The organism is Microbacterium meiriae, from assembly GCF_025143875.1.
Classification (GTDB): domain Bacteria; phylum Actinomycetota; class Actinomycetes; order Actinomycetales; family Microbacteriaceae; genus Microbacterium; species Microbacterium meiriae.
On sequence record NZ_JAMBDU010000014.1, the window covers coordinates 18666 to 43365 of the forward strand.

A 24700-nucleotide genomic window follows, 5' to 3' on the forward strand; every position below is an offset into this window, starting at 1 on the left:
TCAGCCCAGGTCGAAGAGCTCGACCTGACGAAGCGTGACCTCGACCGTCGCCCGCACGCGGATGGCCGGGGTCACGACCGGCATCTCCAGAGTGAACGGCGTCGTCCGGTCGGGAGCCAGGTCTTCGCGGTGTCTGGTGGCGAGGGGATGCCAGGCTCCATCGGCACCCTCCATCTCCCAGCGCAGCGCATCGGCCGCCGTGGGCCCGAGGCTCGTGACGGTGATGTCGGTGAGGCCGCGGGGTGAGGGGAATCGCCAGCCCACCCACGAGCCTTCCGGCAGCCGGACGCCCGCGTCGCCCTGCGGATCGCCGTCGTCGAACAGCCGTGGCGCATCGAGGACATCCGCGGAGGCGACGATCTCTCCCGCGTCGGCGGTGAGGTCGCACCGCCACGGCTCGGCGTCGAGTGCGTCCTCACCGCTCTCGAGCGCCCGCGCCGGGTCCGTGCCGAACACCAGGTCGAGCACCGCGTCCCCCCGAAGCGCGTCGATCGGCAGATCGGCGGTGGGGAGAGGGCGTCCGTCCAGCCGGGCGTCCTCCAACACGTGCGCGGCGGGGGAGCTCCGTCGCGAGCGGATGCGCAGCGACGTGCCGTCTCCGCGTGCGACCCGGATGTCGTCGGACAGCGGGGACCCGATCCGCAGAGTCCCCGCGGCGAGTTCCAGGGGATAGAGGCCGAGCGCGGCCCAGAGCCACCAGGCGCTCATCTCTCCGTTGTCCTCGTCGCCGGGGAACCCCTGGCCGATGTGGGCACCGGCGAAGAGGCGGCGCGCGAGGCCGTGCACGAGGCCCGCGCTGTGCCACGGCCGGTCCGTGAAGGCGTACATGAAGGGAAGGTGGTGCGCCGGCTGATTCGACAGCGCGCACATGCCCGACCGCTGGGCGCGGGCTTCGCGCTGCTCGTGGATGACGGTGCCGTACGCACCGCCGAAGCGCTCGTCGGCGGTCTCGGGCTCGGCGAAGAGGGCGTCGAGGTGCCGACCGAGTCCCGCAGGGCCGCCGTGGAGCGCCGCGAGGCCCCGCCCGTCGTGCACCGTGCCCACGGACATCCCCCAGGCGTTCGTCTCGACGTTGTCGCCGCCCCAGACGCGAGGATCGAAATCCGGTGCGAAGGACCCGTCCGCCGTGCGACCGCGGAAGAATCCGGAGGCAGGATCGAACAGGGCGCGCGCCGCGCGGGAGCGGTTCGCGAAGTACCGCGCAAAGGCCCGGTAGCGCGCGGCGCCGTCCGCCGCCGTCGACGCCGCGAGCTGGGCGGCGAACCGGCCGAGGGCGGCATCGCTCACGGCGTTCTCGATGCTCCAGCTCATCCCCTCCGGCACGTCGGACGGGATGAAGCCGAGGAAGCGACCGCGGCCGATGCCCTTGCGACCCCGTCGCGGATCCGGGCCCGGCTCGCACGCGTCGCGCCACCCGCTCTCGAACGCCGCCTCGCGGTCGAAGGGCACTCCCCATCGCGCGGCGTCGGCGAAGATCTGGTCGCTGGAGGTCCCGACCATGCTGTCCACATACCCGGGGGCGCTCCACCGCGCCATCCAGCCGCCGCGGCGATACTGCATGAGCTGTCCGTCCAGCAGGCGTCCGGCCAGCGCGGGGTCGAGGAGCGCGAGCGCGGGCCACTCGGTGCGGTACGTGTCCCAATAGCCGTTGTTGACGACGAGCTCGCCTTCCGCGACCGGCGCCCCCGTTGCCGACTCGCCGAAGGCGGTCCGCGGGGCGAACACGTCGGCGAAACGCCACGCCGGTGCCTCCGCGGTGCCCGTGTTCTCCGCCGCCGTGTTCGGATACAGATGCATACGGTGGAGCGCGGCGGCGATCCGGGCGCGCTGCTCCTCGTCGGCCAGGCCGCGGAACGGGCGCTCGGCCTCGGGGAGCGGGGGGATCGTCACGCGCCCGAGCAGCCGGTTCCACGCGGCGGCCGCGCGGGCGCGGAGCTCGTCGAACGGGACGGCGGGAGGTGCCTCGAGGGCGAGGCTGTGCCGGGCCTGCGCGACGGAGAGGAACGAGACCCCGACCCGCACCTCGACGGCGCCCACGGCGCGGACGAAGCCCGCGACCCGGGCACGCCCGTCGTCGTCGAGGGCGCCGTGCGCGGCGTTCGACGCGCTATGCACGGTCCCGGCGAAGTAGCAGCGTGGCGCGTTCCCCCAGTCCTCTGGACCCTCGGGGATCCACCCCTCGAAGCCGATGTCGGTGAAGGTGAGCAGCCCCTCGTTCGTGAGCTGATCGATCACGAAACCCACGGCGGCGCGCGGATCGTCGCACCGCACGCGGAAGGCCGCGGTGTGCGAGGTCGCGGTCATCTCGACATGCACGCCGTCGCCGAGGTCGGCGGTGTACTCGTGCGGGCGGGCGCGTTCGCTTCCCTCGACGATCCAGCGGCGTCGATCCTCCCTGGCCGACCGTGCTGTGCCGAAGAACGGCATGAGCTGAAGAACCGCGCGATCGCCGATCCACGGGCTGGGCTGGTGCGAGAACTGCAGGGCTTCGAGACGCCGTCCCTGCGGATCGTCATGCACGAACGGGCGGTAGGGCCAGCGTGCGTCCGCGGCGTCGGTCGCCGGCGTGACGAAGGTGAACCCGTGCGGCGCGGCGACCGCCGGGACCGTGTTCCCGCGGGAGAAGCGGGGGCCGGAATGGGAGCCGCGCCGGGTGTCGACCCGCTCGACGGGTGGGAGGTCGCCGGGGCCAGGGCGCTCCTCGACGAGGACCTGCACGAAACCGGTGACCTCCGCGGGCACATCCGGCGTGGTCGCCAGCTCGGCCGTGCCGAAGACGAGCTCGACCGTGCCCGTCCCGGTGCCGAGGGGTGCGAGGGCGACGCTGTCGGCGTTCCACTGCTCCGGCATGCTCCACCGGGCGGCGAACTGCCCCTCGGCCGTGAGCGGGAAGTCGTACCGGTCGCGGACGGCGGCGATGTCGCTCAGCCGGCTGCCGTCGGCGGTCCGCACGTCGACGGTGACCGCGAGCGCGGCCCAGGGGGCGAGGGTCGCGGCGGGGCCGTCGGCGTAGAACGCCCAGTGCAGCACGGTGTCCGGGGTGAGGGCGATGCCGTCGAGGCCGGGGACGTCGATCCGCTGCGCCCCGCGGGAGGGGTCGAACGTGTAGGCGTAGACGGGGCCGGGGAGCACCCCGGCGTGTGGGCGCGACGACGGAGGATCCGCGGGACCGGAGGCCGGGCGGAGCAGCGGCGCGCTCACCCCTTCAGTGCACCCTCCTGCACGCCCTTGAAGAAGAAGCGCTGCGTGAACGAGAACATGATGACGATCGGCACGAGCGCGATCATGGTGCCGGCGGCGATGAGTCGCGGATCGACCGAGAAGCTGCTGTTGAGGTAGGCCATGCCGACGGTCAGGGTGTACTTGGCCGGGTCGGAGAGCACGATGAGCGGCCAGAGGTAGTCGTCCCACGCGCCGATGAAGGCGAAGATCGCCACGACCGAGACCATGCCGCGGATGTTCGGCCACACGATGTGCCGGATGCGCTGCCACGTGGTCGCACCGTCGACGGTGGCCGCGTCGAGCACGTCCTTCGGGATCATCCGGCACGCGGTGGCGACGAGCAGCACGTTCATGGCGCTGATCGCTCCGGGCAGGAACACGCCCCACAGGGTGTCGGCGAGCCCGAGAGCGCGGATGGTGAGGAAGTTGCTCGTCACCGTGACCTCGCCCGGGAACAGCAGCGTGGACAGCAGGATGCCCATGACGACCCACTTGCCGCGGAAGCGCATGCAGCCCAGGGAGTAGCCGGCGAACGTGGCCAGGATCACGTTGCTGAGCACGGTGCCGAGCGAGACGAGCAGCGAGTGCCAGGCGTAGAGGTAGACGGGGACGATGTCGGCGACCCTCGTGTAGTTCTGCAACGTCGGCTCGCGGGGGATGAGCTCGGGCGGGAACGAGTAGATGTTCTCCTGCGGGCCCTTGAACGACGTGGAGAGCTGCCAGACGAAGGGGCCGATCACGAGGAAGAGGACGAACAGCAGCAGCGCGTACCGTCCGATGAGTCCGCCGAGCGTGGGCTTGCTGAAGTCGCCGGAGCCGCGGCGGCGGAAGATGCGCTCGCGACCGGGCCGCGGAGCCTCCTCCCCAGGCGGGGTGCTCTCCACCGGGGGCGTCGTCAGAGTCGTCATGCGGAGACCTTCGCCTTCTTCTCGCGGTTCATGAACGCGATCGCCGCGAGCGGCACGAGCGTGAGGAGGAACAGCGCCACGCTGATCGCGGACGCGTAGCCGATGTTGCCGTTCAGGCCCGACCCCACCTGGCGGATGAGCATCACGAGCGACATGTCGTAGCCGCCGGGGCCGCCCGTGCTCTTGGAGAGCACGTCGAGCTCGGCGAACACCCGCATGGCGGACACCGCGATGAGCACGGCGATGAGGAGCATCGCCCCGCGCACCGACGGGATCGTGACGGAGAGGAAGCGGCGGAACGAGCTCGCACCGTCGAGCATCGCGGCCTCGTGCAGCTCCTTGCCCACGTTCCCCAGGGCGGCGAGGTACACCACCATGTAGTAGCCCAGGCCCTTCCACACGGTCAGCAGGATCGCGCAGCCGAGCAGCAGCCAGCGGTCGACGAGGAAGGCCATCGGCTGGTCGATGAGGCCGAGGAACTCCAGGGTCTGGTTGATGATGCCCCGGCTGTCGAACAGCCAGGTCCAGATGAGCGCGACCACGACGACCGACGCGATCACGGGGAAGTAGAACGTGGTGCGGAAGAACGAGATGCCGGGGAGCTTCTTCTGCACGAGGAGGGCGAGGAGCAGCGGGAGGACCGTGAGCAGCGGCACGCACACGACCACATAGATGAGGCAGGTGGTGAGCGCGTTCCAGAACATCTCGTCGCCGAACATGCGCTCGTAGTTGGCGCCGCCGACGAACTCCGGGGTCCGCAGGGGGCGAGCATCCGTGAAGCTGAGGACGACGGTGTTGAGGAACGGCCAGAGCGCGAACACCAGCACCCAGATCACGGCGGGGGCGAGGAGCAGCCACGGGGTGAACCACTTGTGGGATCTCATCGTCGACCTCCGCTGCCGGGTGCCGGTGTCCGCGCGCATGGTCACTGGTCCACGCGGTTCGCGTTGGCGTACTCGACGATCTTGTCGAGCTGCGTCTTGGCGTCGGCCTCGCCGTTCACGGCCAGGGCGATCTGCTGGGTCATGTAGGTGGCCATGTCCGAGGTCCACTGGAACGGCAGGGCCTTCGCGTCCTTCATCGCGCCGAATACGGTGTCGATCGCCGCGAGCTGCTTCTCGTCGGTGACCGAGGAGGCGATGTTCTCGACGACCTGGTCGCCGCCGTCGGCCGTGCCGGGGGCGGTGCCGACCGCGAGGGAGGAGAACGCGACCTGGTTCTCCTCGTTCGTGGCGAACTCGGCGAACGCAAGAGCCGCTTCCTTGTTGTCGGAGTCGGCGGAGACGTTGAGGCCCTGCACGTAGAGCGGCGCGACACCGAGGCGCGGGGTGGCGACGGTGTTCTCCAGCAGTGCCGGGGCGTCCTTCTGCAGATCGGTCGTGAAGCCGGTGCCGCCGGTCGTGAAGGCGACCTTCTCCTGGATGTAGGCCTCCGCGTTCCCGCCGTAGTCGCCGGTGAGTGCTTCGGCGGGCATCGCGCCCGCGGCGTAGGCGTCCGCGTACTGCTCGATGATCGCGGCCGCCTCGTCGGTGTTGAAGTCGAACTCGCCCTCGTCGTTGATGACCTCCATGCCGGCGGCGGTGAACGTGTCCAGCGCCGGGATCGAGGAGAGGAGCTGGACCTTGCCGCCGGACTCCGTGGCGACGTCCTTCGCGAGCGTGAGCAGCTCGTCGACCGTCGTCGGCAGGTTCTCCTCGGTGACGCCGTACGGGGCGAGCTGGGCGAGGTTCCACCAGGACGCGTCGCTGGAGAGGTACCAGGGAAGGCCGTACGTGCCCTCGACGCCGGGGTACTGGCTGTAGGCGTCCCAGGCGCCGGCGTTGTACGTCGACTTCAGGTCGGGATCCGCGGTGTCCAGGTCGACGAGCTTCCCGGCGGCGACGAGCGGGTAGGCGATGTCCGGCGGCAGGTTCAGCACGTCGGGGAGGGTGTCGGCGTTCGCCTGGCTCAGGATCTTCTCCTGGTAGCCGTCGCCGGGCTGGTCGAGCCACTCCACGGTCACGTCCGGATGCTCCTCCTCGAAGGCCGCGATGAGGTCCTCGAAGTAGGGAGTGAACTTCTCGTTCTTCAGCGACCAGGTCTGGAACTGGATGGTTCCGCTGAGCTCGCCGGAGGTGTCGATGGGGCCGGCGCCGTCCGAGGCGGCACCGCCTCCGGTGCAGCTCACGAGCGCCAGGGCGCCGATCGTGAAGGTTGCCAGAGCGACAATGCGTGCGGGAACTTTCATCGTGCTTCTTCCTCGAGGCGGGCGATTCGGCGTGGTCCGACGAAGGGACTACAGCGCTTTAGCAGATGAAACCATCGGATCCGGTCGGTGTCAAGGTGGGCGCTATCGACGCTGTTGCTCAAGCGTTATAGTGGTGCGACATGTCCTCGTGGGAGGGCACGGTCCGAAAGGTGCACACATGACGCAGCGCGGCGCTCTCGACGCTCCTCTCCGTTTCGGGGCGAACTACACGCCGTCGAAGGACTGGATGCACTCCTGGCTCGACTTCACGCCGGACGACGTGCGTCGCGACTTCGCGGCCCTCGCCGCGCTCGGCCTCGACCATGTGCGGGTGTTCCCGCTCTGGACCGTCCTGCAGCCCAACCGCACCCTCATCCGCTCGAAGGCGATCGACGACGTGCGCACCATGGTCGACATCGCCGCCGAGTTCGGGATGGACGTGAGCGTCGACGTCATCCAGGGGCACCTGTCGAGCTTCGACTTCGTCCCTTCGTGGCTGTACACCTGGCACGACCGGAACATGTTCACCGATCCGACGGCCCTCGACGGTCAGGTGCAGCTCGTGGAGCGGCTCGCCGGTGCCCTGCGGGACGCCCCGAACTTCCTCGGGCTCACGCTCGGCAACGAGACGAATCAGTTCTCCGCGCACACCCACCCCTCGCCGTGGCCGGTCACGACCGACGAGGCGGGCGGCTGGATCGAGGCGCTGCTCGCCGCGGCGGAACGGGGCGCCCCGGGGCTGCCGCACGTGCACAGCGAGTACGACGCGGTCTGGTACATGGACGACCACGGGTTCACGCCGGCGCATGCCTCCCGCCTCGGCGCGATGACGACGGTCCACTCCTGGATCTTCAACGGCACGGCGCAGCGCTACGGAGGTCGCTCGATCGCCGCCGACCGCCACGCGGAGTACCTCATCGAGCTCTCCCGCGCGTTCGCGACCGATCCCGCCCGTCCGATCTGGCTACAGGAGGTCGGCGCCCCCTCGAACTGCCTCGACGAGAGCGAGATGCCCGGCTTCCTCGAGGCCACCGTGCGTTCGGCCCTCCGCACCGAGAACCTCTGGGGCGTGACGTGGTGGTGCTCGCACGACGTGAGTCGGGAGCTCGCCGACTTCCCGGAGCTCGAGTACTCCCTGGGGCTCATCGATCAGGAGGGCGCGGCGAAGCCCCTCGGCCGCCGGTTCGCGGAGCTCATCCCCGAGCTGCGCACCCGCACCGCGGCTCCGGCCCGCCCGACGGCGATCGTGGTGGACGTCGACGAGCAGGAGGTGCCGGTGAGCCGGGCGGCCCTGAGCCCCGGCGGTGCGGTCTTCCAGGCCTGGGTCGACGCCTGCGCCGCGGGCGAAGACCCCGCCCTGGTGACCTCCCGCACCGCGCAGGACCCCGCGGCGCTGGAGTCGCGCGGCATCCGCCGTCTCATCCACCCCGCCCCGTCCGCGTCCGACGTCACCCGCTACGCCTCCGTCAACACCGTCGTCTGACGCCGAGACCCCGGGTTGTCGTCGAGACCCCGGGGTGCGCGCGGCGATAGCCCGGGGTGGGGGCGGGGAGGCGGGGTCTCAGCGGGGCGGTGGCGCGGTGCTCTCGCGGGCGGTGAGCACGGGGGTCGGGCCCTGGACGCTCGGCAGCGTGGTGCCGGCCTCGATCTGCTGCAGCAGGAGCGTGGCCGCCTGCTCGCCGAGCTCGAACGTGTCGCGGGTCATGGCGGTGATCGACGGGTTGATGAGGCCCGCGATGACGGAGTCGTCGAACGACGCGAGTGAGACGTCGCGCGGAACCGCCCGGCCCATCTCCTGCGCCACCCGGAGGCCGGCGACGGCCATCACATCGTTGTCGTAGACGATCGCGGTCGGGCGCTGCCGGCCGGAGAGCTGCGCGCGGGTGACCGCGGAGGCGCGGGCGGGGGAGAAGTCGGTCGTGATGACCTCGCCGGAGACGCCGTCCGCCGCCATCCGCTCCAGCACCTCGGCGCGCAGACGGGTGTGCTCCAGCTCCGCCGGGCCCGCGACGTAGGCGATACGGGTGTGGCCGAGGGCGGCGAGGTAGGAGAAGAGCGTCTCCGCGACGGCGTCGTCGCCGATCCAGACGCTGGGCACCGCGCCGTCCGGGGACGGCTTCGAGCCGATCATCACGGCGCGGGCGTCCAGGGCCATGATGCGCTCGCCGCGGGGGTCGTCGTCGCGCGGGTCGATGAGGATGATGCCGTCGACCTGATTCGACGACCGCCACTGCCGATGCACCTCCATCTCCTCGTCGATGTCGGCGACGAGGCGGAGCTGCAGCCCGACCTTGCTCTCGGAGAGCCGGGACTCGATGCCGGCGATGAGGTCGGTGAAGAAGGCCTCGGAGCCGAGGGAGCGTGCCGGGCGGGCGAGGGCGAACCCGACCGCGTTGGCCCGGGCGCCGACGAGGGCGCGGGCAGCGGAGCTCGGCTGCCAGTGGTGCTCTTCGATGATGGAGAGGATGCGCTGCCGCGTCTCCTCGCTCACACCGGGACGACCGTTGAGGGCGAACGAGACGGCGCCGGGGGAGACACCGGCCATGCGCGCGATGTCCGCGATCGTCACGCGTTTCCCCGGGGTCATAGGCATCACCCTACTTGATCGGTTTAGCCTCTCGTAAGCACGGGAGACGGTACCGTAGACTCCCGTGCTAGATCGTTTTAGTAAACGGCGAGCATCGAACCCCTTCCCTCACCGTCGAGCCCGGAGAACCCCCACATGCATGACGACACCTCGCTCACCGTCGGCCGCGTCAAGCGGGTCCTCGAAGAGCGCATCCGCCCCGCCATCCACTCGGCCGCGGTTCCTCTCACGGTCGAGGCGCACCAGCTCCCCGGAGAGCCCATCGCCCCGACGGAGGGCCTGGCGCTCCCGTTCGCCCCGGCCGCGGTCGGCGAGCTGTGGGGTCCGGCCTGGGGCACCACCTGGTTCAAGCTCACCGGTCGGGTGCCCGCGGAATGGGCCGGCCGCCGGGTCGAGGCGCTCATCGACCTGGGCTTCGACGTGAACATGACGGGGTTCCAGTGCGAGGCCCTCGCCTACCGCCCCGACGGCACGCCGATCAAGAGCATCAACCCGCGCAACCAGTGGGTCCCGATCGCCGAGAGCGCCGCGGGTGACGAGGCCGTCGAGATCTACCTGGAGGGCGCGTCCAACCCCGTCCTCCTCGACTACCACCCCTTCCTGCCGACGCAGGAGGGCGACATCCTCACCTCCTCGAAGGAGCCGCTGTACCGGCTGCGGCGCCTCGACCTCGCGGTGTTCGAGCCCGAGGTGTTCGATCTGTCCCTCGACCTCGAGGTGCTGTTCGAGCTGCAGGCGGAGCTCCCCGCCACGTCGCCGCGCCGCATGCGCATCCTGCAGGCCCTGGACGACGCACTCGACGTGCTCGACCTGCAGCGCATCGTGGAGACCGCCGGTGACGCGCGGGCCCGGCTCGCCGACGTCCTCGCCGCTCCGGCCGAAGCGAGTGCGCACCGGATCTCGGCCGTCGGCCACGCGCATATCGACTCGGCCTGGCTGTGGCCGGTGCGCGAGACGATCCGCAAGGTCGCCCGCACGACCTCGTCCATGACCACGCTCATCGAGGAGCAGCCCGACTTCCAGTACGGCATGTCCAGCGCGCAGCAGTACGCCTGGATCAAGGAGCACCGCCCCGAGGTGTGGGAGCGGGTCAAGGCCGCTGTCGCCGCGGGGCGCTTCCTGCCTCTGGGTGGCATGTGGGTCGAGTCCGACACCGTGATGCCCACGGGCGAGTCTCTCGTGCGGCAGTTCTCGCACGGGCAGCGGTTCTTCGAGCGCGAGTTCGGCATCCGGTCGAAGGGCGTGTGGCTGCCCGACAGCTTCGGCTACTCGCCGGCCCTGCCGCAGCTGATGCGCCGAGCCGGATTCGAGTGGTTCTTCACACAGAAGATCTCCTGGAATCAGCAGAACGTGTTCCCGCACCACTCCTTCCTCTGGGAGGGCATCGACGGCTCGCAGGTGTTCACGCACTTCCCGTCGATGGACACCTACAACTCGCAGCTCAGCGGCATGGAGGTCGCGAAGGCCTCTCGTCAGTTCAAGGAGAACCGCCTCAGCTCGCGGTCGATCGCCCCTGTCGGCTGGGGTGATGGCGGCGGCGGCACGACGCGCGAGATGACGGGCAAGGCCGAGAGGCTGCGCGACCTCGAGGGCAGCGCGCAGGTCGTGTGGGAGCACCCCGACGTGTTCTTCGACGTCGCCAAGGCCGAGCTGCCGAACCCCGCCGTGTGGGTCGGCGAGCTCTACCTCGAACTGCACCGCGGCACGCTTACCAGCCAGCACGCCACGAAGGCCCTGCACCGCTGGGCAGAGCACGCGCTGGTGGAGGCCGAGCTGTGGGCGGCGACCGACGCCGTGCGCACCGGCGCCGCGTACCCGCAGGCCGAGCTCGACCGGCTCTGGCAGGCCGTGCTGCTGCACGAGTTCCACGACATCCTGCCCGGAACATCGATCGCGTGGGTGCACCGCGAGGCCGTCGCCGTGCTGTCGGACGTGCTGTCGGATGCGCGCGACATCGCCGATGCCGCGCGCCGGTCGCTCGCCGGCGAGGGCGACCGCGAGCTGCTGTTCGAGCCGACCTCGGTCGGTCGGGGACGCGCGCTCGGCGCCTCGTGGGTCCCTGAGCCCGTCGAAGGGGCGGTCTCGCTCGTCGAGGACGCTTCGGCAGGCTCAGCGGTCCACCCGGGCTGGCGCCTGGAGAACGAGCTCGTGTCCGTGCTCGTCTCGGGCGAGGGCCTGATCGTCTCCGCCGTCGACAAGGCCACCGGCCGCGACGCCGTCGCCCCGGGCAAGGCCGCGAACCTGTTCCAGCTGCACCAGGACTTCCCGAACATGTGGGACGCGTGGGACATCGACCGGTACTACCGCAACAGCGTCGACGACCTCACCGCGGTCTCGTCGATCGAGGCATCGCTCGTGAACGGTGTCGCGCAGATCGTCGTCGTGCGTCCGTTCTCGGAGTCGACGATCACGCAGACGATCACACTCGCCCCGGGCTCGAGGACCGTGCACCTCCGCAACGAGGTCGACTGGCACGAGACCGAGAAGCTGCTCAAGCTCGCCTTCCCGCTCGACATCCAGGCGTCGCACACCGAAGCCGAGACGCAGTTCGGCTAGCAGGCGCGCGTCACCCACACGAACACGAGCTGGGAGGCGGCGAAGTTCGAGACGTCGATGCACCGCTTCGTGCTGGTGCGCGAGCAGGACTTCGGCGCGGCCCTCGTGAACGACTCGATCTACGGGTACGACACGACGCGCGAGGTGGGCGAGGACGGGGTCACCACGACCGTGCGACTCTCCCTGCTGCGGGCGCCGCGGTTCCCCGACCCGGACACGGATCACGGGCTCCACGAGATCGAGGTCGGCTTCGTGATCGGCGCCGACGCCGCGATCGCCACGGTCGAGGGCATCCGCCTCAACAGCGTGCCCACGGTGATCCGCGGCACGCGCGAGGTCGAGCCGCTGGTGGAGGTGTCGGGTGAGGGGATCGTCGTCTCGGCCGTGAAGCTCGCCGACGACGGCTCCGGCGACGTCATCGTGCGGGTGTACGAGGCGCTCGGGCGTCGTGCGGTCGGCGAGCTCTCGGTCGGCTTCGACCACCGCGAGGTGCGCGAGGTGAGCCTGATCGAGGACGAGATCGAGACGCCCCGTCTCGGGGGCGGGCTCCACCTCCGCCCCTTCGAGGTCCGCACCCTCCGCATCGCCCGCTGAGCCCCGGCCTCCTCGCGCCCGGCGCTCCGTGCCGGATCAGAAACGCGCCTCCCCGCCCTTCGGGAGGCGCGTTTCTCATCCCGCCGGGCGGGATCGGTGCGCGTCCTCGACGGTGCGCATCGCCGCGACGCCGTCGACCAGCGCAGGCCGCTGATCGGGGGCGTCGCGGAAGAAGGAGACGACGGAGGCCACGGCTGCCGGGTCAGACCCTAGGTGATGCGCATCGAGGATCACGGGGGCGCGTCCGGCGATCGAGATCGCCAGCTTCGGCCCGTGTGGGCCGACAGGCGTGGTGGTGCCGATCTCCTCCCAGGAGGCATCGACCCGGGCAGATCTGCGGACTCCGTGCAGGCCCCTCTCGTCGAGTACGAGACCCAGCGGCTGGCCCTGCGCGAGGACTTCCCGGCCGAGGCCGACGAGCGAGACGACGGCGAGCACGTACGGGCCCCATTCGAGAAGCCGACCGCCCATCGTCGGAAGGTCCAGGGCCTGAACGAGGAAGGCCGCCGCTGCGGGAAGCAAACCCGTCAGGGGAACGAGCCATGAGGAGATGCGGACGCCCGTGGACGGCGTGAATCGCAGCGGGCCGCTTGCCTCGATTCGGATCAGGCGTTCGCGCAAGGACCGCACCCAGAACCAGAGTGCCACCGCGAGCATCCCGGCGTAGAGAGCGAGTGCGATCAGGATGAGGCGGAAGCCTGGACGGGTATCCATGATCGCCAGCAGCAGGGGCAGTAGAGGAAGGATGCCGACGAGCCCGAGCGCCGCAGACGGGAAGCGGCCGTTCGGGTGGACCGATCGTGAGCCGTCGACGATGCGCGGGGACCGCGCGACAGTGTTCATCGGTATCCGCTGTCAGGCGGGCGGGAGGCGGAGGACCTCGGGCGACTCGCCGCCGGTGAGGTCGTCGGCGATGCGGAGGCTGCGGGCCAGCTCGTCGAGCGCGCCGATGAGGGTCCCGAAGCGTTCGCGGTCGCTGCAGACGGCCGTCAGGGTCACCAGGTGCGTGCCGGTGTCCCAGGTGTAGGTCGCGAAGGGCGGGGCCGAGGGGGAGGGCGGCGTCGGGACCACGAGCTTCTCGCCCACGCCGAGCCGGGTCGGGAAGGAGGTCGTGTCGTCGTACTCCATCGGCATCGACGCGCGGGCGATCCGGATGTCGGGCGTGAGCGCCTGCACCGTCGCCATCGCCACGACGAGGTCCGGCTCCGCCTTCCAGGTCCACGCGAGGACCCGGCCGTCGGCCTTCTTCATGAGCATCGGCGCGGCCTGGCTCATCGCCCAGGCTCCGAACCGCGAGCCGGGGCGCTCCGTCGCGCCGACCGCGGCGTTCACCTGGCCGAGCAGCATCCGGATCGCGGCCTTGCGATGCCGGCGCCCCTTCCACCCGAGCGAGTCCGTCACGGGGATCCACAGCTGGGGGTCGGCGTCGGCGTGCAGTCGCATGGCTTCACGGTATCGGCCGAGGCTGAAGGATGCCGGTATGGCTCGGCGTCGCGGACAGGGCCCTCGGGTAGAGTTGCCACCGCCCGACCAGGGCTTCTCCTTGGCCGCCACCCCGTTAGGCATCTCTGTGACTTCCTCCGACGATCCGATCGATGCGTCGCGCGACGCCACCGCCGCACAGCCCCGTCCGCTGAAGATCCTCCTCGGCTGTGACACGTTCGCTCCCGACATCAACGGTGCCGCCCGCTTCGCCGAGCGTCTCGCCGCCGGGCTCGTGCAGCGCGGGCACGAGGTGCACGTCGTCGCCCCCAACCAGGCCTACCGCCGCACCGCGCCCCGCACCGAGGTGATCGAGGGGGAGCCGATGACGCTCCACCGCCTGCCCTCCGTGCGCTGGGCGCCGCACGACTGGCTGCGCTTCGTGTGGCCGTGGCGCTCCAAGCACTACGCACGGAAGGTGCTCGATGCCGTGCAGCCCGACGTCGTGCATATCCAGTCGCACATCGTCATCGGGCGCGGACTCGCGCGCATCGCGAAGCAGCGCGGTATCCCGGTCATCGCGACGAACCACGTCATGGCCGAGAACATCCTCGACCACACGACCATGCCGAAGTTCGTCGACGACATGGTGCTCAAGTTCGCCTGGGCCGACGCGAAGCGCACCTTCGACCTGACGCGGGCGATCACCACGCCCACGCGTCGGGCCGCCGACTTCCTGGAGAAGACGGTCGAGGTGCGCGGCGTCATCCCGGTGAGCTGCGGCATCGACCGCTCCCAGTACACCCCGGTCATCGCCCCGCGCGAGGAGAACCGGCTCGTGTTCGTGGGCCGGCTGACGGCGGAGAAGCAGGTCGAGGTCATCCTCAAGGCGATGACGAAGCTCGACCCGGCGCTGAACACGACGTTCGACATCGTCGGCGGCGGAGACCAGCGCAAGCAGCTCGAGAGCCTGACGGCACAGCTCGGCCTGTCCGATCGAGTGACCTTCCACGGCCGGACCACCGACGAGGAGCTGCGGGCGCTGCTGTCCCGCGCGAGCCTCTTCGTCATCGCGTCGATCGCCGAGCTGCAGTCCATCGCGACGATGGAGGCCATGGCATCGGCGCTGCCGATCGTCGCCGCCGACGCCGTCGCCCTGCCCCACCTCGTGCACGACGGCGAGAACGGCCACCTCTTCACGCCGGGAGACGTCGACGAGCTCGCCGCGAAGCTCACCGCTGTTTTGACCGCCTCCCCCGGCGAGTACGAGCGGATGCAGAAGGCGTCCCTCGACGGCGTGGCCATCCACGACATCAACCGCACGCTCGACACCTTCGAGGCGCTGTACCGCGACGAGCCGCTGCCCGAGTGACGCGGATGCACGTCGTCTTCTTCGCCGATCAGCACCTCGACTCCCTCGGCGGGGCGCAGGTGTCGATGCGGCTGCAGCGGACGTTCCTGGAGCGCGCCGGCCATACCGTGACGGTCGTCGCGCCCCGTATGCACGCACGGCGTGACGACGCTGCATCGTCCCCCGGGAACGTCGACCTCCCGTCGCTGCCGATCACCCTGGACCGGGAGTACGCGATGACCTGGCCGGGTCGGGCGACCGATCGGGCCCTTGACCGGGCGATGGCGCATCGGCCTCCGGTCGACCTCGTGCACGTGCAGGCCGACTTCTGGGGCGCCTTCATCGGTCACCGGTTCGCCGCCCGCCATGGAATCCCGGTCGTGCACACGATGCACAACCGGGTCGACGTGGGGCTCGCCGCGGTCACGCCGCTGCACCGGCCCGTGCTCGCTGTGCTCAACCTCTGGCGCCGCACCGCCCTCCGAGGCATCGGTGTGCCGGTCGGCGGCAGCGACGGGTGGTCGTACCTCCGCGGGCTCGCGGCGGACGCCGCCGCCGTGACGGCGCCTTCCGGGCATTTCGCGCGGCGACTGGAGCAGAACGGCGTCGCCCGCACCGTCGACGTGGTGTGGAACGGCATCGACGACGACGTCCGCGCGCAGACGCTCGCGGCGGCTCCCGTCGAGCGGATGCCGGGGCGTCCTCGGTTCGTCTGGCTCGGGCGGATGAGTCCGGAGAAGCGCCTGCTCCCGTTCCTCCGCGCCTGGGTGGACGCGGACATCGACGCCGACCTCGAGGTGATCGGCGGCGGCGGAGAGCGGGCGGCGGCCGAACGGATCGTCGCGGGGCGTGCGGGCGTGCGGTTCGCCGGTCGCCTCTCCTATGCGCAGACCCTGGAGCGGATCGCCGCCGCCGATGCGCTCGTGCAGACGTCCATCGGATTCGAGACCCAGGGGATGACGCCGTTCGAGGCGGCCACCCTCGGCACGCCCTCCGTCGTGTGCGACCCCGACATCGCCGCTGAGCTGCAGGGCGGGCTCTGGGCTGTGCCGACGGCGGAGCCGCACGCCCGCGGACGCGCCCTCGAGGCGCAACGGATCGAGGCCCTCGCCGCGACGCTTCGGCAGGCGGCCGCGGACATCGCGCACGGGACCGGGCCGCAGCCGGTACCGGCCGTCGCGGAGGCCTTCCGCCAGTCCTCGCGGACGGCCGCCATGATCGAGGTCTACGAGCGGGTGCTCTCCGGAGCCTGAGCGCTCACAGGAAGCCGTAGAAGTTCGACGAGAGCCAGCTCAGCACGACCGTCAGCAGACCGGCGCCGGAGACACCGATGGCGATCCCCGCGAGCAGCCGCGGTCCCGGCCGCCGTGCCGCGATGAGGCCGAGCACGAGCGCCGCCCCGTAGCCGATGAAGGTGAGGATGCCCGATCCCCCCTCGATCAGTCCGATCATGCTGTAGGTCCGGTCCGACATGTAGACGAACGGCCGCGCGAGGATGAGGAACACGTCGATCGCCAGCGTCACCAGCGCGACGATGAAGGCGGCGCGCCCGAGGGAGTCGCCGGGAGTGCGCGGCACCGGCGGACCGTAGAGCGGGACGCCCTGCGCCGATCCGGGGGCGGATCCCGGCGCGGTCGGGTACGGCTGAGGGGTGGCGGTGGGGAAGGCCTGAGGGACAGCAGCGGTGGGGAACACGTGCCCGCCGCCCGGCGTCGGCGCGTAGGGGGCCCCGGGGGCGGGGGCCTGGGCACCGGGGTACTGCGGCTCGGCCGGAAGCGGAGGAGGGGTCGGGACTGCGGCCGGGTCGCCGGCACCGTCGCGCGAGGGGTGTGCGGGCTGCTGGGGGTCGCTCATGCCCCGAGCGTAGCCCTCCTCGCGGACGGCCGGGAGGTCAGCGGTAGACGTGGCCGGGGTCGGCCTGCGACAGGGCGTCCTGTCCGGTGACGCGGCTCCAGTCCGTGGGGGTGCGACGGTAGCCGTCGCGCCGCAGTTCGACGAACGTGGCGATGATCGCCCAGATGCTGAGGGCGAGGAGGAGGATGAGGAGTAGCATGGCAGAAAAGCTACGCTCGGTGTTATGCTGCCACGAGTGGCGGATCGGGCACTGTTCGTAGGAAAACTGCCATTCCGGGAGATGTGATGAAGACCGTCGCGTGCGTGGTGCAGGACGGCTTCGCGCCGTTCGAGTTCGGGGTCGCCTGCGAGGCGTTCGGTCTGGACCGGTCGTCCGACGGGGTGCCGAACTTCGACTTCCGCATCGTCGCCCCACGGCCCGGGGTCGTGCGCTCCAAGATCGGCTTCTCCATCAACGTGGAGCATGATCTGTCCTTCGCCGCGGAGGCCGACCTCGTCGTGTTCTGCCCGGTGCCCCGGGAGACTTGGGGCGACATCGATCCGCTCCTCGTCGAGGTCGCCCGCGAAGCGGTGGCGCGCGGAGCCTGGGTGATGAGCGTGTGCAGCGGCTCGTTCATCCTCGCGGCGGCCGGAGTGCTGGACGGGCGGCGCGCCACGACGCACTGGATGTACGCGCACACGATGGCGGACATGTACCCCGACATCGACATCGATCCTGACGTGCTCTTCGTCCAGGACGGCCGCATCATCACCAGCGCGGGCACTGCCGCGGGCATCGACGCCTGCCTGCACCTGCTGCGACAGGAGCTCGGGGCGGAGATCACCAACCGGATCGCGCGTCGGATGGTCGTGCCGCCGCAGCGCGACGGGGGTCAGGCGCAGTTCATCGATCGGCCCATCCCGGTCGCACCCACGGACTCGCTCGCCGCGGTGGCCGACTGGGCGGTGGAGAACCTCCGTGACGAGTTGACGGTCGACCAGCTCGCGGCGCGGGCGCTCATGTCGCCGCGGACCTTCGCGCGCCGCTTCAAAGCCGAGTACGGGGCGACCCCCGCCGCGTGGCTCGGGCGGCAGCGGATCATCCAGGCCCAGCGTCTCCTCGAGCGCACCGACCTTCCGCTCGAGCACATCGCGACCGACTGCGGCTTCGGTTCCGCGGCCGTCCTGCGGCAGAACTTCGCCCGCGTGCTGGGCGTGACCCCCACCGCCTACCGCGCCCGCTTCTCCTGCGCCGACGCCGTCCCTGCCGCCTGACCGCCTCCCCCTCCCGCTGCGCCCGCTGCGGACCCGTCCCGCGGGCCCGCACCGGCCCCGCCAACGTGCGGGATCGATAGCGCCCGCTAGCGGACCGTGTCCGGGACCTTTTCCGTCCCCACATCCGTCCCCGCGTCCGTCCCCGGTGCCTTGCGGGATCAAGAACGCGCGGGGCGGGGACCGTCCCCGGCCTTTTCCGTCCCCACATCCGTCCCCGCGTCCGTCCCCGGTGCCGTTCGGGATCAAGAACGCGCGGGCGTGGACCGTCCCCGAGGCCTTTTCCGTCCCGCTACCAGCCGCGTCCGTTCTCTGCTGCCGTTCGGGATCAAGAACGCGCTGGAGTGAGCCGCGTCCGGAGCGGTTTCCGTTCCGCTTCCGCGTCTGTCGAGCGGGATCAAGACTGCGCGCGCGGGGGTGGCATTCGGAGCTCTTTCCGTCCCGCTCCGTTGCGCCCCACTCCGGCCCGAGCCGCCGGGGGTGGGCATTGTGCGCTCCGCAGTGGATCTCGTCGGTGCGGCCGACGGGCTGGCCGCATCGACGCGGGATCAGAAAGGCTCCGCAGTATGGCAGACCGGGTGCGTTGTTGATCCCACGCGAGAAGTGACACGGCGGGCGGGATCAGAAAGGGGCCGCGGACGGAGGGTGGAGGTGCGTTTTTGATCCCGCGCGGGGATCGCGGGGCCGGGTGGGACGGGATCGGGAAGCGAGGAGGGGTCAGTGCCAGTGGGCGGGGGAGGGGAGGGTGACGTCGCGGACGTCGACCCCGGTGGGCGTGACCGTGGCGACCGCGTAGAGGAGGGACTGCGTCGGGTAGCCGTGCGGGCGGTTGTCGCGGATGATGGCGCGGTCGTCTTCCGGGGACAGGGCGGCCGAAGCTCCGAGGAGCGCGGTCCACTCGGTCGCCCAGTCGGCGCTCGCCGCGGCGGGACCCAGCGCGCGGAACTCCGGGAGCCAGGCGGCGATGCGCGGGGTCTCCTCGTCGTCGAGGTCGTCGTGGGCGATCATGTGCGTCCCGGGCTCGATGGGTGTCTCCCGCAGCTCCGCACCGTCCCAGGAGAGCACCCGGGCGCCGTCCGGCCCCACTTCGAGCAGATTGAAGCCGTGCATCGGCGGCGCACCCTGCGGGGAGCGACCGGTGACCGCGGCGAGCGGAAGGGTGCCGCGGGAGACCGCCGCGGTCGCGGAGAGGTCCTGCACGTCGGCGCGGTTGAGGAGCACGGCGAGGCGTCGTTCCACGGGGTTCACGGCGAGCCAGGCCCCACCGGCCCGCCGGTCACGGATGCCGATCACCCCCGGATACTCCTCGGGCCACCACTCGCCCAGGGCATCCCACTCCCGAGCCGGGTCCTCGTCGCGGACGGCCAGCAGCCGCGCGGATCCCGCGGTCTCGACATCGATCACCACCGTGCACACGCTTCCGAGTCTAGGTCGGTCGAGGCGGGCGGGACCCGCGACGAATCCGTGCGCGATGACCCGGGCGTCCGGACCCTGGGGCAGAATCGAGGCGTGAACATCGTCGTCGGAGTCACGGGCGGCATCGCCGCGTACAAGACGGTGCACCTCGTGCGCCTGCTCACGAAGGCCGGTCATGAGGTGACCGTGGTGCCCACCGAGGACGCGCTGCGCTTCGTGGGCCTGCCGACCTGGGAGGCCCTGAGTCGGCACCCGGTGGCGACGAGCGTGCATGAGGACGTTGCCCGCGTCCGGCACGTCGCCCTGGGCCAGGGAGCGGACCTCATCGTGATCGCCCCGGCGACGGCGAACTCGCTCGCGAAGATGGCCGCGGGGCTGGCCGACGACCTCCTCGGCACGACGCTGCTCGCGACCGAGGCGCCCGTGCTCGTCGCGCCCGCGATGCACGCGGAGATGTGGCGGAACGCGGCCACGCAGGCGAACATGGCGACGCTCCGGGAACGCGGCGTGCACGTGGTCGGACCGGCCGACGGCGAGCTGGCCGGCGGTGACAGCGGACCCGGTCGCATGGTCGAGCCGGAGGAGATCCTGGCGGCGGCCCAGGCGCTGCTGACACCGGGCGACCTGGCAGGCGTGCGGGTCGTCGTCTCGGCAGGCGGGACGCGGGAGCCCATCGATCCGGTGCGCTTCCTCGGCAACCGGAGCAGCGGGCGCCAGGGGGTCGCGCTCGCGGCGGAGGCGGCGGCGCGCGGCGCGGAGGTGGCGCTCGTCGCGGCGAACGTCTCCGGGGACGTGCTCGCGGAGGCCCGCCACCCGCACGTCCGGATCGTCCGGGTCGGCACGGCCGCGGAGCTGTCCGCGGCGATGAAGGAGGAATCCGCGGCGGCCGACGTCGTGCTGATGGCGGCGGCCGTGGCCGACTATCGACCGGTCGAGGTCTCCGCGCGCAAGCTCACCAAGGACCGCGGCGGGGTCGGCACCATCGAGCTCGTCGAGAACGAGGACATCGTCGCCGCGCTCGTCGAGAAGCGAGGCGCGGGACAGCTCATCGTCGCGTTCGCGGCGGAGACGCCCGAGGATGAGGCGGAGATGCTCGCCCGCGCCCGCGGCAAGCAGGAGCGCAAGGGGGTCGACCTGCTGGTGGTGAACGAGGTCGGCTGGGAGCAGGGGTTCGAGCGCGGCGAGAACGCCGTGCACATACTCGGGCCCGGCGGGGTCGTGGCGCGGACCGCGGCGGGGAGCAAGCGCGAGGTGGCGGCGGCCGTCTGGGACGAGGTCGCCCGCGAGAGGTGAGGGGCGGTGGAGTCGCGCACCGCCGAATGCTAAACTTGAGTCAACCAAACTCAACTTTCAGAAGGAGCATCTCCAGGAGGAGCGCATGACCACCCCGCAGACCGGATCCCCGAACCAGGAACAGCAGTCCGCCCTCGAGCAGTTCGGCATCAACCTGACCGACCGCGCCCGCGAGGGCAAGCTCGACCCCGTCATCGGACGGGACAGTGAGATCCGGCGTGTCAGCCAGGTGCTCACTCGTCGCACCAAGAACAACCCGGTGCTGATCGGCGAGCCCGGCGTCGGCAAGACGGCGGTGGTCGAAGGGCTCGCGCAGCGCATCGTCGCGGGCGACGTCGCGGAGTCCCTCAAGGACAAGGAGCTCGTCTCGCTCGACATCTCCGCCCTCGTCGCGGGCGCCATGTACCGCGGCCAGTTCGAGGAGCGCCTGAAGCAGGTCCTCAAGGAGATCACCGAGTCGGACGGCCAGGTCATCACGTTCATCGACGAGCTGCACGTGCTCATGGGTGCGGGCGGCGGCGAGGGCTCGGTCGCGGCGTCGAACATGCTCAAGCCGATGCTGGCCCGCGGCGAGCTGCGGCTCATCGGCGCCACCACGCTCAACGAGTACCGCGAGTTCATCGAGAAGGACGCCGCCCTCGAGCGCCGCTTCCAGCAGGTGTACGTCGGCGAACCGACCGTCGAGGACACGATCGCGATCCTCCGCGGGCTCAAGGGCCGCTACGAGGCGCACCACGGGGTGACCATCTCCGACAGCGCCCTCGTGGCCGCGGCGTCGCTGTCCAACCGCTACCTGCCCGCGCGGCAGCTTCCGGACAAGGCCATCGACCTGATCGACGAGTCGATGTCGCGCCTGAAGATGGAGATCGACTCCTCTCCGGTCGAGATCGACCAGCTCAAGCGCCAGGTCGACCGGCTGAAGCTGGAGGAGCTCGCGCTCAAGCGGGAGAAGGACGCCGCGTCCAAGGAGCGTCTCGGCACCCTCCGGGAGAACCTCGTCGAGCTCGAGAAGGAGCTCGCCGGACTCGAAGCCCGGTGGGCGCGGGAACGGCAGGGTCTCAACCGCGTCGGTGAGCTGAAGAAGCAGCTCGACGACGCGATCACCCAGCGCGACCTCGCCATGCGCAACGCCGACTACACGAAGGCGTCGAAGCTCGAGTACGAGACGATCAAGCGCCTGGAGCGCGACATCGCGGAGGCGGAGCAGGCCGAGGCCACCGCCTCGAGCGAGCCGCGCATGGTGAACGAGCAGGTCACCGAGGAGGACATCGCGGCCGTAATCGCGGCCTGGACGGGCATCCCGGTCGGGCGGCTGCTGCAGGGGGAGAGCGAGAAGCTGCTGCACCTGGAGAACGAGCTCGGCAAGCGCCTCATCGGCCAGAAGGATGCCGTCAAGGCGGTGTCCGACGCCGTGCGCCGCTCGCGCGCGGGCATCAGCGATCCCGGTCGTCCCACGGGCTCGTTCCTCTTCCTCGGACCGACCGGTGTCGGCAAGACCGAGCTGGCCAAGGCGCTCGCGCAGTTCCTCTTCGACGACGAGCACGCCATGGTGCGCATCGACATGTCGGAATACGGCGAGAAGCACTCGGTCTCCCGGCTCGTCGGCGCCCCTCCCGGGTATGTCGGCTACGAGCAGGGCGGTCAGCTCACCGAGGCCGTGCGGCGTCGTCCCTACAGCGTGATCCTGCTCGACGAGGTCGAGAAGGCGCACCCCGAGGTGTTCGACGTGCTGCTGCAGGTGCTCGACGACGGGCGGCTGACCGACGGGCAGGGGCGCACGGTCGACTTCTCGAACGTGATCCTCATCCTGACCTCCAACCTGGGCTCGCCGATCCTCATCGACCCCGTGCTCTCCGTGGAGGAGAAGCGGGAGCAGGTGATGGCGCTCGTGCGCCAGGCGTTCCGGCCCGAGTTCCTGAACCGTCTCGATGACATCGTGATGTTCCAGGCGCTCACCGAGGACGACCTCGCGCAGATCGTGGAGCTGTCGGTCGACCAGCTTCACGACCGGCTGCGCGACCGTCGCCTCACGCTGGCGGTCACTCCTGGGGCGCGGTCGTGGCTGGCCGAGCGCGGTTACGACCCGGTGTTCGGCGCCCGCCCGCTGCGTCGCCTCATCCAGACCGAGGTGCAGAACAAGCTCGCGACCGCCCTCCTCTCGGGTGGCGTGCACGACGGCGACACCGTCCGCGTGGATGTGGCGGCCGACGGTACGGGCCTCGTGCTCACGGCGACGACCCCCGAGCCGGAGGTCGAGGACGACGACGTGATCGAGGCGGAGCTGCTCGACGACTGATCCCGACCGGCACATAGCGAGAAGGCCCGGTATGCGCGACGCATACCGGGCATTTCGTGTGTCGATGCTCAGGCGCTGAGGACGACCGTCTCCGCGATCGGACGACGCACGCGCGGGGCGACCTCGCGCTCCTGCAGCACCTCCGGCAGGGCCTCGATGTCGCCGAACTCGCCGACGGCGATGACGGTGGCGGGGGTGAAGCGCGCCTCCAGGTCGGCGAACTCGCGGACGACCTCGGGGTCGAAGCCGCTCATCTGGTGCACGACGAGGCCGTCGTGGTGGGCCTGCACGGAGAAGTGCGCCACGGCCTGGCCGAGGTCGTAGAACGCGTGGCTGATCGGCGTGCCGTCGGCGGTCGCGGTCTCGGCGATCGCGACGACGAGCACGGCCGCGTTGCCGGCCCAGGCCTGGTTGAAGCCCATGAGCGCGTCGACGATCTGGGCGTGCAGGGCGGTGCCGCGGCGGGCGACGATGAAGCGCCACGGCTGGATGTTGTTGGCGGAGGGGCTCCAGCGGGCGGCCTCGAGCGCGGTGGCGAGCTTGGCCTCGTCGATCGGATGCTGCGCGTCGTACGCGCGGGGGCTCCAGCGGCCGGCGAGGACGTCGAGGACGGGGTGCTCGGTCGGGGCGGTGCGGTCGATGACGGGAGTGCTCACGGAAGTGCCTTTCGGACGGAGGGGATCGGACACCGTCGTCCGCGTACACGGGGGATGAACCGATGCATGTGCATGCATATTCCCGGAGGTCGGTTCGCGTCAATCCAGGAGGTTGCGGGAGGCGGCGTCGGCGAGCGCGGCGCGGACGGCGCGGATCGAGGGGGCGTCCGCGGACACCCGCCGCGCGGAGGAGAAGATCTCCCGGCGCGGTTCCTGCGGGAGCGGGGCGAGGTCGACCGTCGGGGTGTCGCCCGCCCACACGAGCTCGGGGAGGAGCCCCACCGCGAGCCCGGCGTGGATGAGCCGGACGTGCGCGGTGAGGTCGGCGAGCTCGAAACGCACGTCCGGCTCGAACCCGGCGGTGCGACAGAGCTGCTCGGCCCACGCGCGGGACGCCGTGCCGGCAGGCTCGAGCACCCACGGCTCCGCGCGGGTGGCCCACAGGGCGGCGACGGGGTCGGCAGCTCCCGCAGCTCCGGGGCGCCGGGCGAGGGCGATGGCGTCGTGGGCGAGCACGACACGGTCGAGGTCGGCGTGGATGGGGCGTGTGCGCCCCGGATACTGCTCGGCGAGGATGAGGTCGTAGTCGCGGCTGGAGACGCCCACGAGGCCGGATTCCGGGTCGCGCTCGGTCACCTCGACGCGCAGGGCGGGGTGGCGCTCGCCGAGGGCCGCGAGGGCGCGGGGCAGCAAGGAGTGCGCGGTGGACTGGAACACCGCGAGGCGCACGGTGCCGGTCACCTCGGTGAGCGACTCGGCGACGGCGACCTGGGCGTGCTCGAGCTGATCGAGGATGCCGATGGCCTCGGCGACCAGCACGTTCCCCTGCGGCGTGAACTGCACCCCGCGACCGACCCGACGCAGCAGTGGCACTCCGACATCGCGCTCCAACGCGGCGAGCTGCTGGGACACGGAGGCCTTGCTGTAGGACAGCGCGTCGGCCACCGCGGAGAGCGTGCCGCGGCGCGACAGTTCCACGAGCAGACGCAGGCGGTGGGCGTCCAGCACGACGGCTCCCAATCGTTCGGGATGAGTGAACAGAATCCACTCGAATCGGTTGATAGACG

18 protein-coding genes and 1 pseudogene are annotated in these 24700 nt (G+C 71.0%); 7 read left to right on the top strand and 12 right to left on the bottom strand.

Features of this window, described 5'->3' with window-relative positions:
* The 4 genes from M4D53_RS10075 to M4D53_RS10090 are packed head-to-tail and all read right to left on the bottom strand — an operon-like array spanning position 1 to position 6357.
* Positions 1-3201, bottom strand: a complete 3201-nt coding sequence (locus M4D53_RS10075; RefSeq protein ID WP_259953806.1) for a GH92 family glycosyl hydrolase — start codon at positions 3199-3201, stop codon at positions 1-3.
* On the bottom strand, positions 3198-4130 hold the full coding sequence (locus M4D53_RS10080) for a carbohydrate ABC transporter permease (protein ID WP_259953807.1): 933 nt from the start codon (positions 4128-4130) through the stop codon (positions 3198-3200). Before M4D53_RS10080 ends, M4D53_RS10075 begins: the two co-directional genes overlap by 4 nt.
* Positions 4127-5014, bottom strand: a complete 888-nt coding sequence (locus M4D53_RS10085; protein WP_060922295.1) for a carbohydrate ABC transporter permease — start codon at positions 5012-5014, stop codon at positions 4127-4129. Before M4D53_RS10085 ends, M4D53_RS10080 begins: the two co-directional genes overlap by 4 nt.
* 41 nt (positions 5015-5055) lie before the next feature.
* Positions 5056-6357, bottom strand: a complete 1302-nt coding sequence (locus tag M4D53_RS10090) for an ABC transporter substrate-binding protein (protein WP_187662624.1) — start codon at positions 6355-6357, stop codon at positions 5056-5058.
* A gap of 178 nt (positions 6358-6535) precedes the next feature.
* Here M4D53_RS10090 and M4D53_RS10095 point away from each other — a divergent pair, with 178 nt between their 5' ends.
* Complete coding sequence (locus tag M4D53_RS10095) at positions 6536-7840, top strand: glycoside hydrolase 5 family protein (protein ID WP_259953810.1); 1305 nt, start codon at positions 6536-6538, stop codon at positions 7838-7840.
* Between the two features lie 78 nt (positions 7841-7918).
* Here the strand turns inward: M4D53_RS10095 and M4D53_RS10100 are convergent, their stop codons facing one another.
* Complete coding sequence (locus M4D53_RS10100; protein WP_259953811.1) at positions 7919-8944, bottom strand: LacI family DNA-binding transcriptional regulator; 1026 nt, start codon at positions 8942-8944, stop codon at positions 7919-7921.
* A 135-nt stretch (positions 8945-9079) separates the two neighbouring features.
* Here M4D53_RS10100 and M4D53_RS10105 point away from each other — a divergent pair.
* Positions 9080-12094, top strand: a pseudogene (locus M4D53_RS10105) (alpha-mannosidase).
* Positions 12095-12169: 75 nt separating this feature from the next.
* On the opposite strand, the gene M4D53_RS10110 reads toward M4D53_RS10105, so the two are convergent.
* Complete coding sequence (locus tag M4D53_RS10110; protein WP_187662620.1) at positions 12170-12937, bottom strand: hypothetical protein; 768 nt, start codon at positions 12935-12937, stop codon at positions 12170-12172.
* Between the two features lie 12 nt (positions 12938-12949).
* A complete protein-coding gene (locus M4D53_RS10115) occupies positions 12950-13537 on the bottom strand; it encodes a hypothetical protein (RefSeq protein WP_187662619.1) in 588 nt (195 codons plus the stop codon).
* A 121-nt stretch (positions 13538-13658) separates the two neighbouring features.
* Between M4D53_RS10115 and M4D53_RS10120 the strand changes: the two genes are divergently transcribed.
* Entirely contained in the window at positions 13659-14888 is a 1230-nt protein-coding gene (locus M4D53_RS10120; RefSeq protein WP_232089256.1) for a glycosyltransferase, read from the top strand.
* Between the two features lie 5 nt (positions 14889-14893).
* Positions 14894-16120 (top strand): glycosyltransferase, encoded by a 1227-nt coding sequence (locus M4D53_RS10125; RefSeq protein ID WP_259953902.1) that lies wholly within the window; start codon positions 14894-14896, stop codon positions 16118-16120.
* 4 nt (positions 16121-16124) lie between these two features.
* On the opposite strand, the gene M4D53_RS10130 is transcribed toward M4D53_RS10125, so the two are convergent.
* Together M4D53_RS10130 and M4D53_RS10135 are read right to left on the bottom strand one after the other, a co-directional pair.
* Positions 16125-16721 (bottom strand): hypothetical protein, encoded by a 597-nt coding sequence (locus M4D53_RS10130; RefSeq protein WP_259953813.1) that lies wholly within the window; start codon positions 16719-16721, stop codon positions 16125-16127.
* Positions 16722-16758: 37 nt separating this feature from the next.
* A complete protein-coding gene (locus M4D53_RS10135; protein WP_259953815.1) occupies positions 16759-16920 on the bottom strand; it encodes a hypothetical protein in 162 nt (53 codons plus the stop codon).
* 86 nt (positions 16921-17006) lie between these two features.
* Between M4D53_RS10135 and M4D53_RS10140 the strand changes: the two genes are divergently transcribed.
* On the top strand, positions 17007-17975 hold the full coding sequence (locus M4D53_RS10140) for a GlxA family transcriptional regulator (protein WP_259953816.1): 969 nt from the start codon (positions 17007-17009) through the stop codon (positions 17973-17975).
* A 714-nt stretch (positions 17976-18689) separates the two neighbouring features.
* Here M4D53_RS10140 and M4D53_RS10145 read toward each other — a convergent pair.
* Positions 18690-19388, bottom strand: a complete 699-nt coding sequence (locus tag M4D53_RS10145; RefSeq protein ID WP_259953818.1) for an NRDE family protein — start codon at positions 19386-19388, stop codon at positions 18690-18692.
* A 93-nt stretch (positions 19389-19481) separates the two neighbouring features.
* On the opposite strand from M4D53_RS10145, the gene coaBC reads away from it, so the two are divergent.
* Entirely contained in the window at positions 19482-20681 is a 1200-nt protein-coding gene (coaBC, locus tag M4D53_RS10150) for a bifunctional phosphopantothenoylcysteine decarboxylase/phosphopantothenate--cysteine ligase CoaBC (protein WP_259953821.1), read from the top strand.
* 85 nt (positions 20682-20766) lie between these two features.
* Positions 20767-22977, top strand: a complete 2211-nt coding sequence (locus M4D53_RS10155) for an ATP-dependent Clp protease ATP-binding subunit (protein WP_187662612.1) — start codon at positions 20767-20769, stop codon at positions 22975-22977.
* A 68-nt stretch (positions 22978-23045) separates the two neighbouring features.
* On the opposite strand, the gene M4D53_RS10160 is transcribed toward M4D53_RS10155, so the two are convergent.
* Together M4D53_RS10160 and M4D53_RS10165 are read right to left on the bottom strand one after the other, a co-directional pair.
* Positions 23046-23633 (bottom strand): nitroreductase family protein, encoded by a 588-nt coding sequence (locus M4D53_RS10160; RefSeq protein WP_187662611.1) that lies wholly within the window; start codon positions 23631-23633, stop codon positions 23046-23048.
* A gap of 99 nt (positions 23634-23732) precedes the next feature.
* The gene (locus M4D53_RS10165) at positions 23733-24641 is read right to left on the bottom strand and encodes a LysR family transcriptional regulator (RefSeq protein ID WP_259953824.1); all 909 of its coding nucleotides are present in this window, start codon (positions 24639-24641) and stop codon (positions 23733-23735) included.
* Positions 24642-24700: the final 59 nt, after the last annotated feature.

Excerpts from the sequence above, each read along its gene's own strand:
- M4D53_RS10100 (WP_259953811.1), bottom strand. The coding sequence starts at position 8,944 with ATGACCCCGGGGAAACGCGTGACGATCGCGGACATCGCGCGCATGGCC.
- M4D53_RS10090 (WP_187662624.1), bottom strand. The coding sequence starts at position 6,357 with ATGAAAGTTCCCGCACGCATTGTCGCTCTGGCAACCTTCACGATCGGC.
- M4D53_RS10085 (WP_060922295.1), bottom strand. The coding sequence starts at position 5,014 with ATGAGATCCCACAAGTGGTTCACCCCGTGGCTGCTCCTCGCCCCCGCC.
- M4D53_RS10155 (WP_187662612.1), top strand. The coding sequence starts at position 20,767 with ATGACCACCCCGCAGACCGGATCCCCGAACCAGGAACAGCAGTCCGCC.
- M4D53_RS10095 (WP_259953810.1), top strand. The coding sequence starts at position 6,536 with ATGACGCAGCGCGGCGCTCTCGACGCTCCTCTCCGTTTCGGGGCGAAC.
- M4D53_RS10110 (WP_187662620.1), bottom strand. The coding sequence starts at position 12,937 with ATGAACACTGTCGCGCGGTCCCCGCGCATCGTCGACGGCTCACGATCG.
- M4D53_RS10125 (WP_259953902.1), top strand. The coding sequence starts at position 14,894 with ATGCACGTCGTCTTCTTCGCCGATCAGCACCTCGACTCCCTCGGCGGG.
- M4D53_RS10115 (WP_187662619.1), bottom strand. The coding sequence starts at position 13,537 with ATGCGACTGCACGCCGACGCCGACCCCCAGCTGTGGATCCCCGTGACG.
- M4D53_RS10130 (WP_259953813.1), bottom strand. The coding sequence starts at position 16,721 with ATGAGCGACCCCCAGCAGCCCGCACACCCCTCGCGCGACGGTGCCGGC.
- M4D53_RS10135 (WP_259953815.1), bottom strand. The coding sequence starts at position 16,920 with ATGCTACTCCTCATCCTCCTCCTCGCCCTCAGCATCTGGGCGATCATC.
- M4D53_RS10140 (WP_259953816.1), top strand. The coding sequence starts at position 17,007 with ATGAAGACCGTCGCGTGCGTGGTGCAGGACGGCTTCGCGCCGTTCGAG.
- M4D53_RS10080 (WP_259953807.1), bottom strand. The coding sequence starts at position 4,130 with ATGACGACTCTGACGACGCCCCCGGTGGAGAGCACCCCGCCTGGGGAG.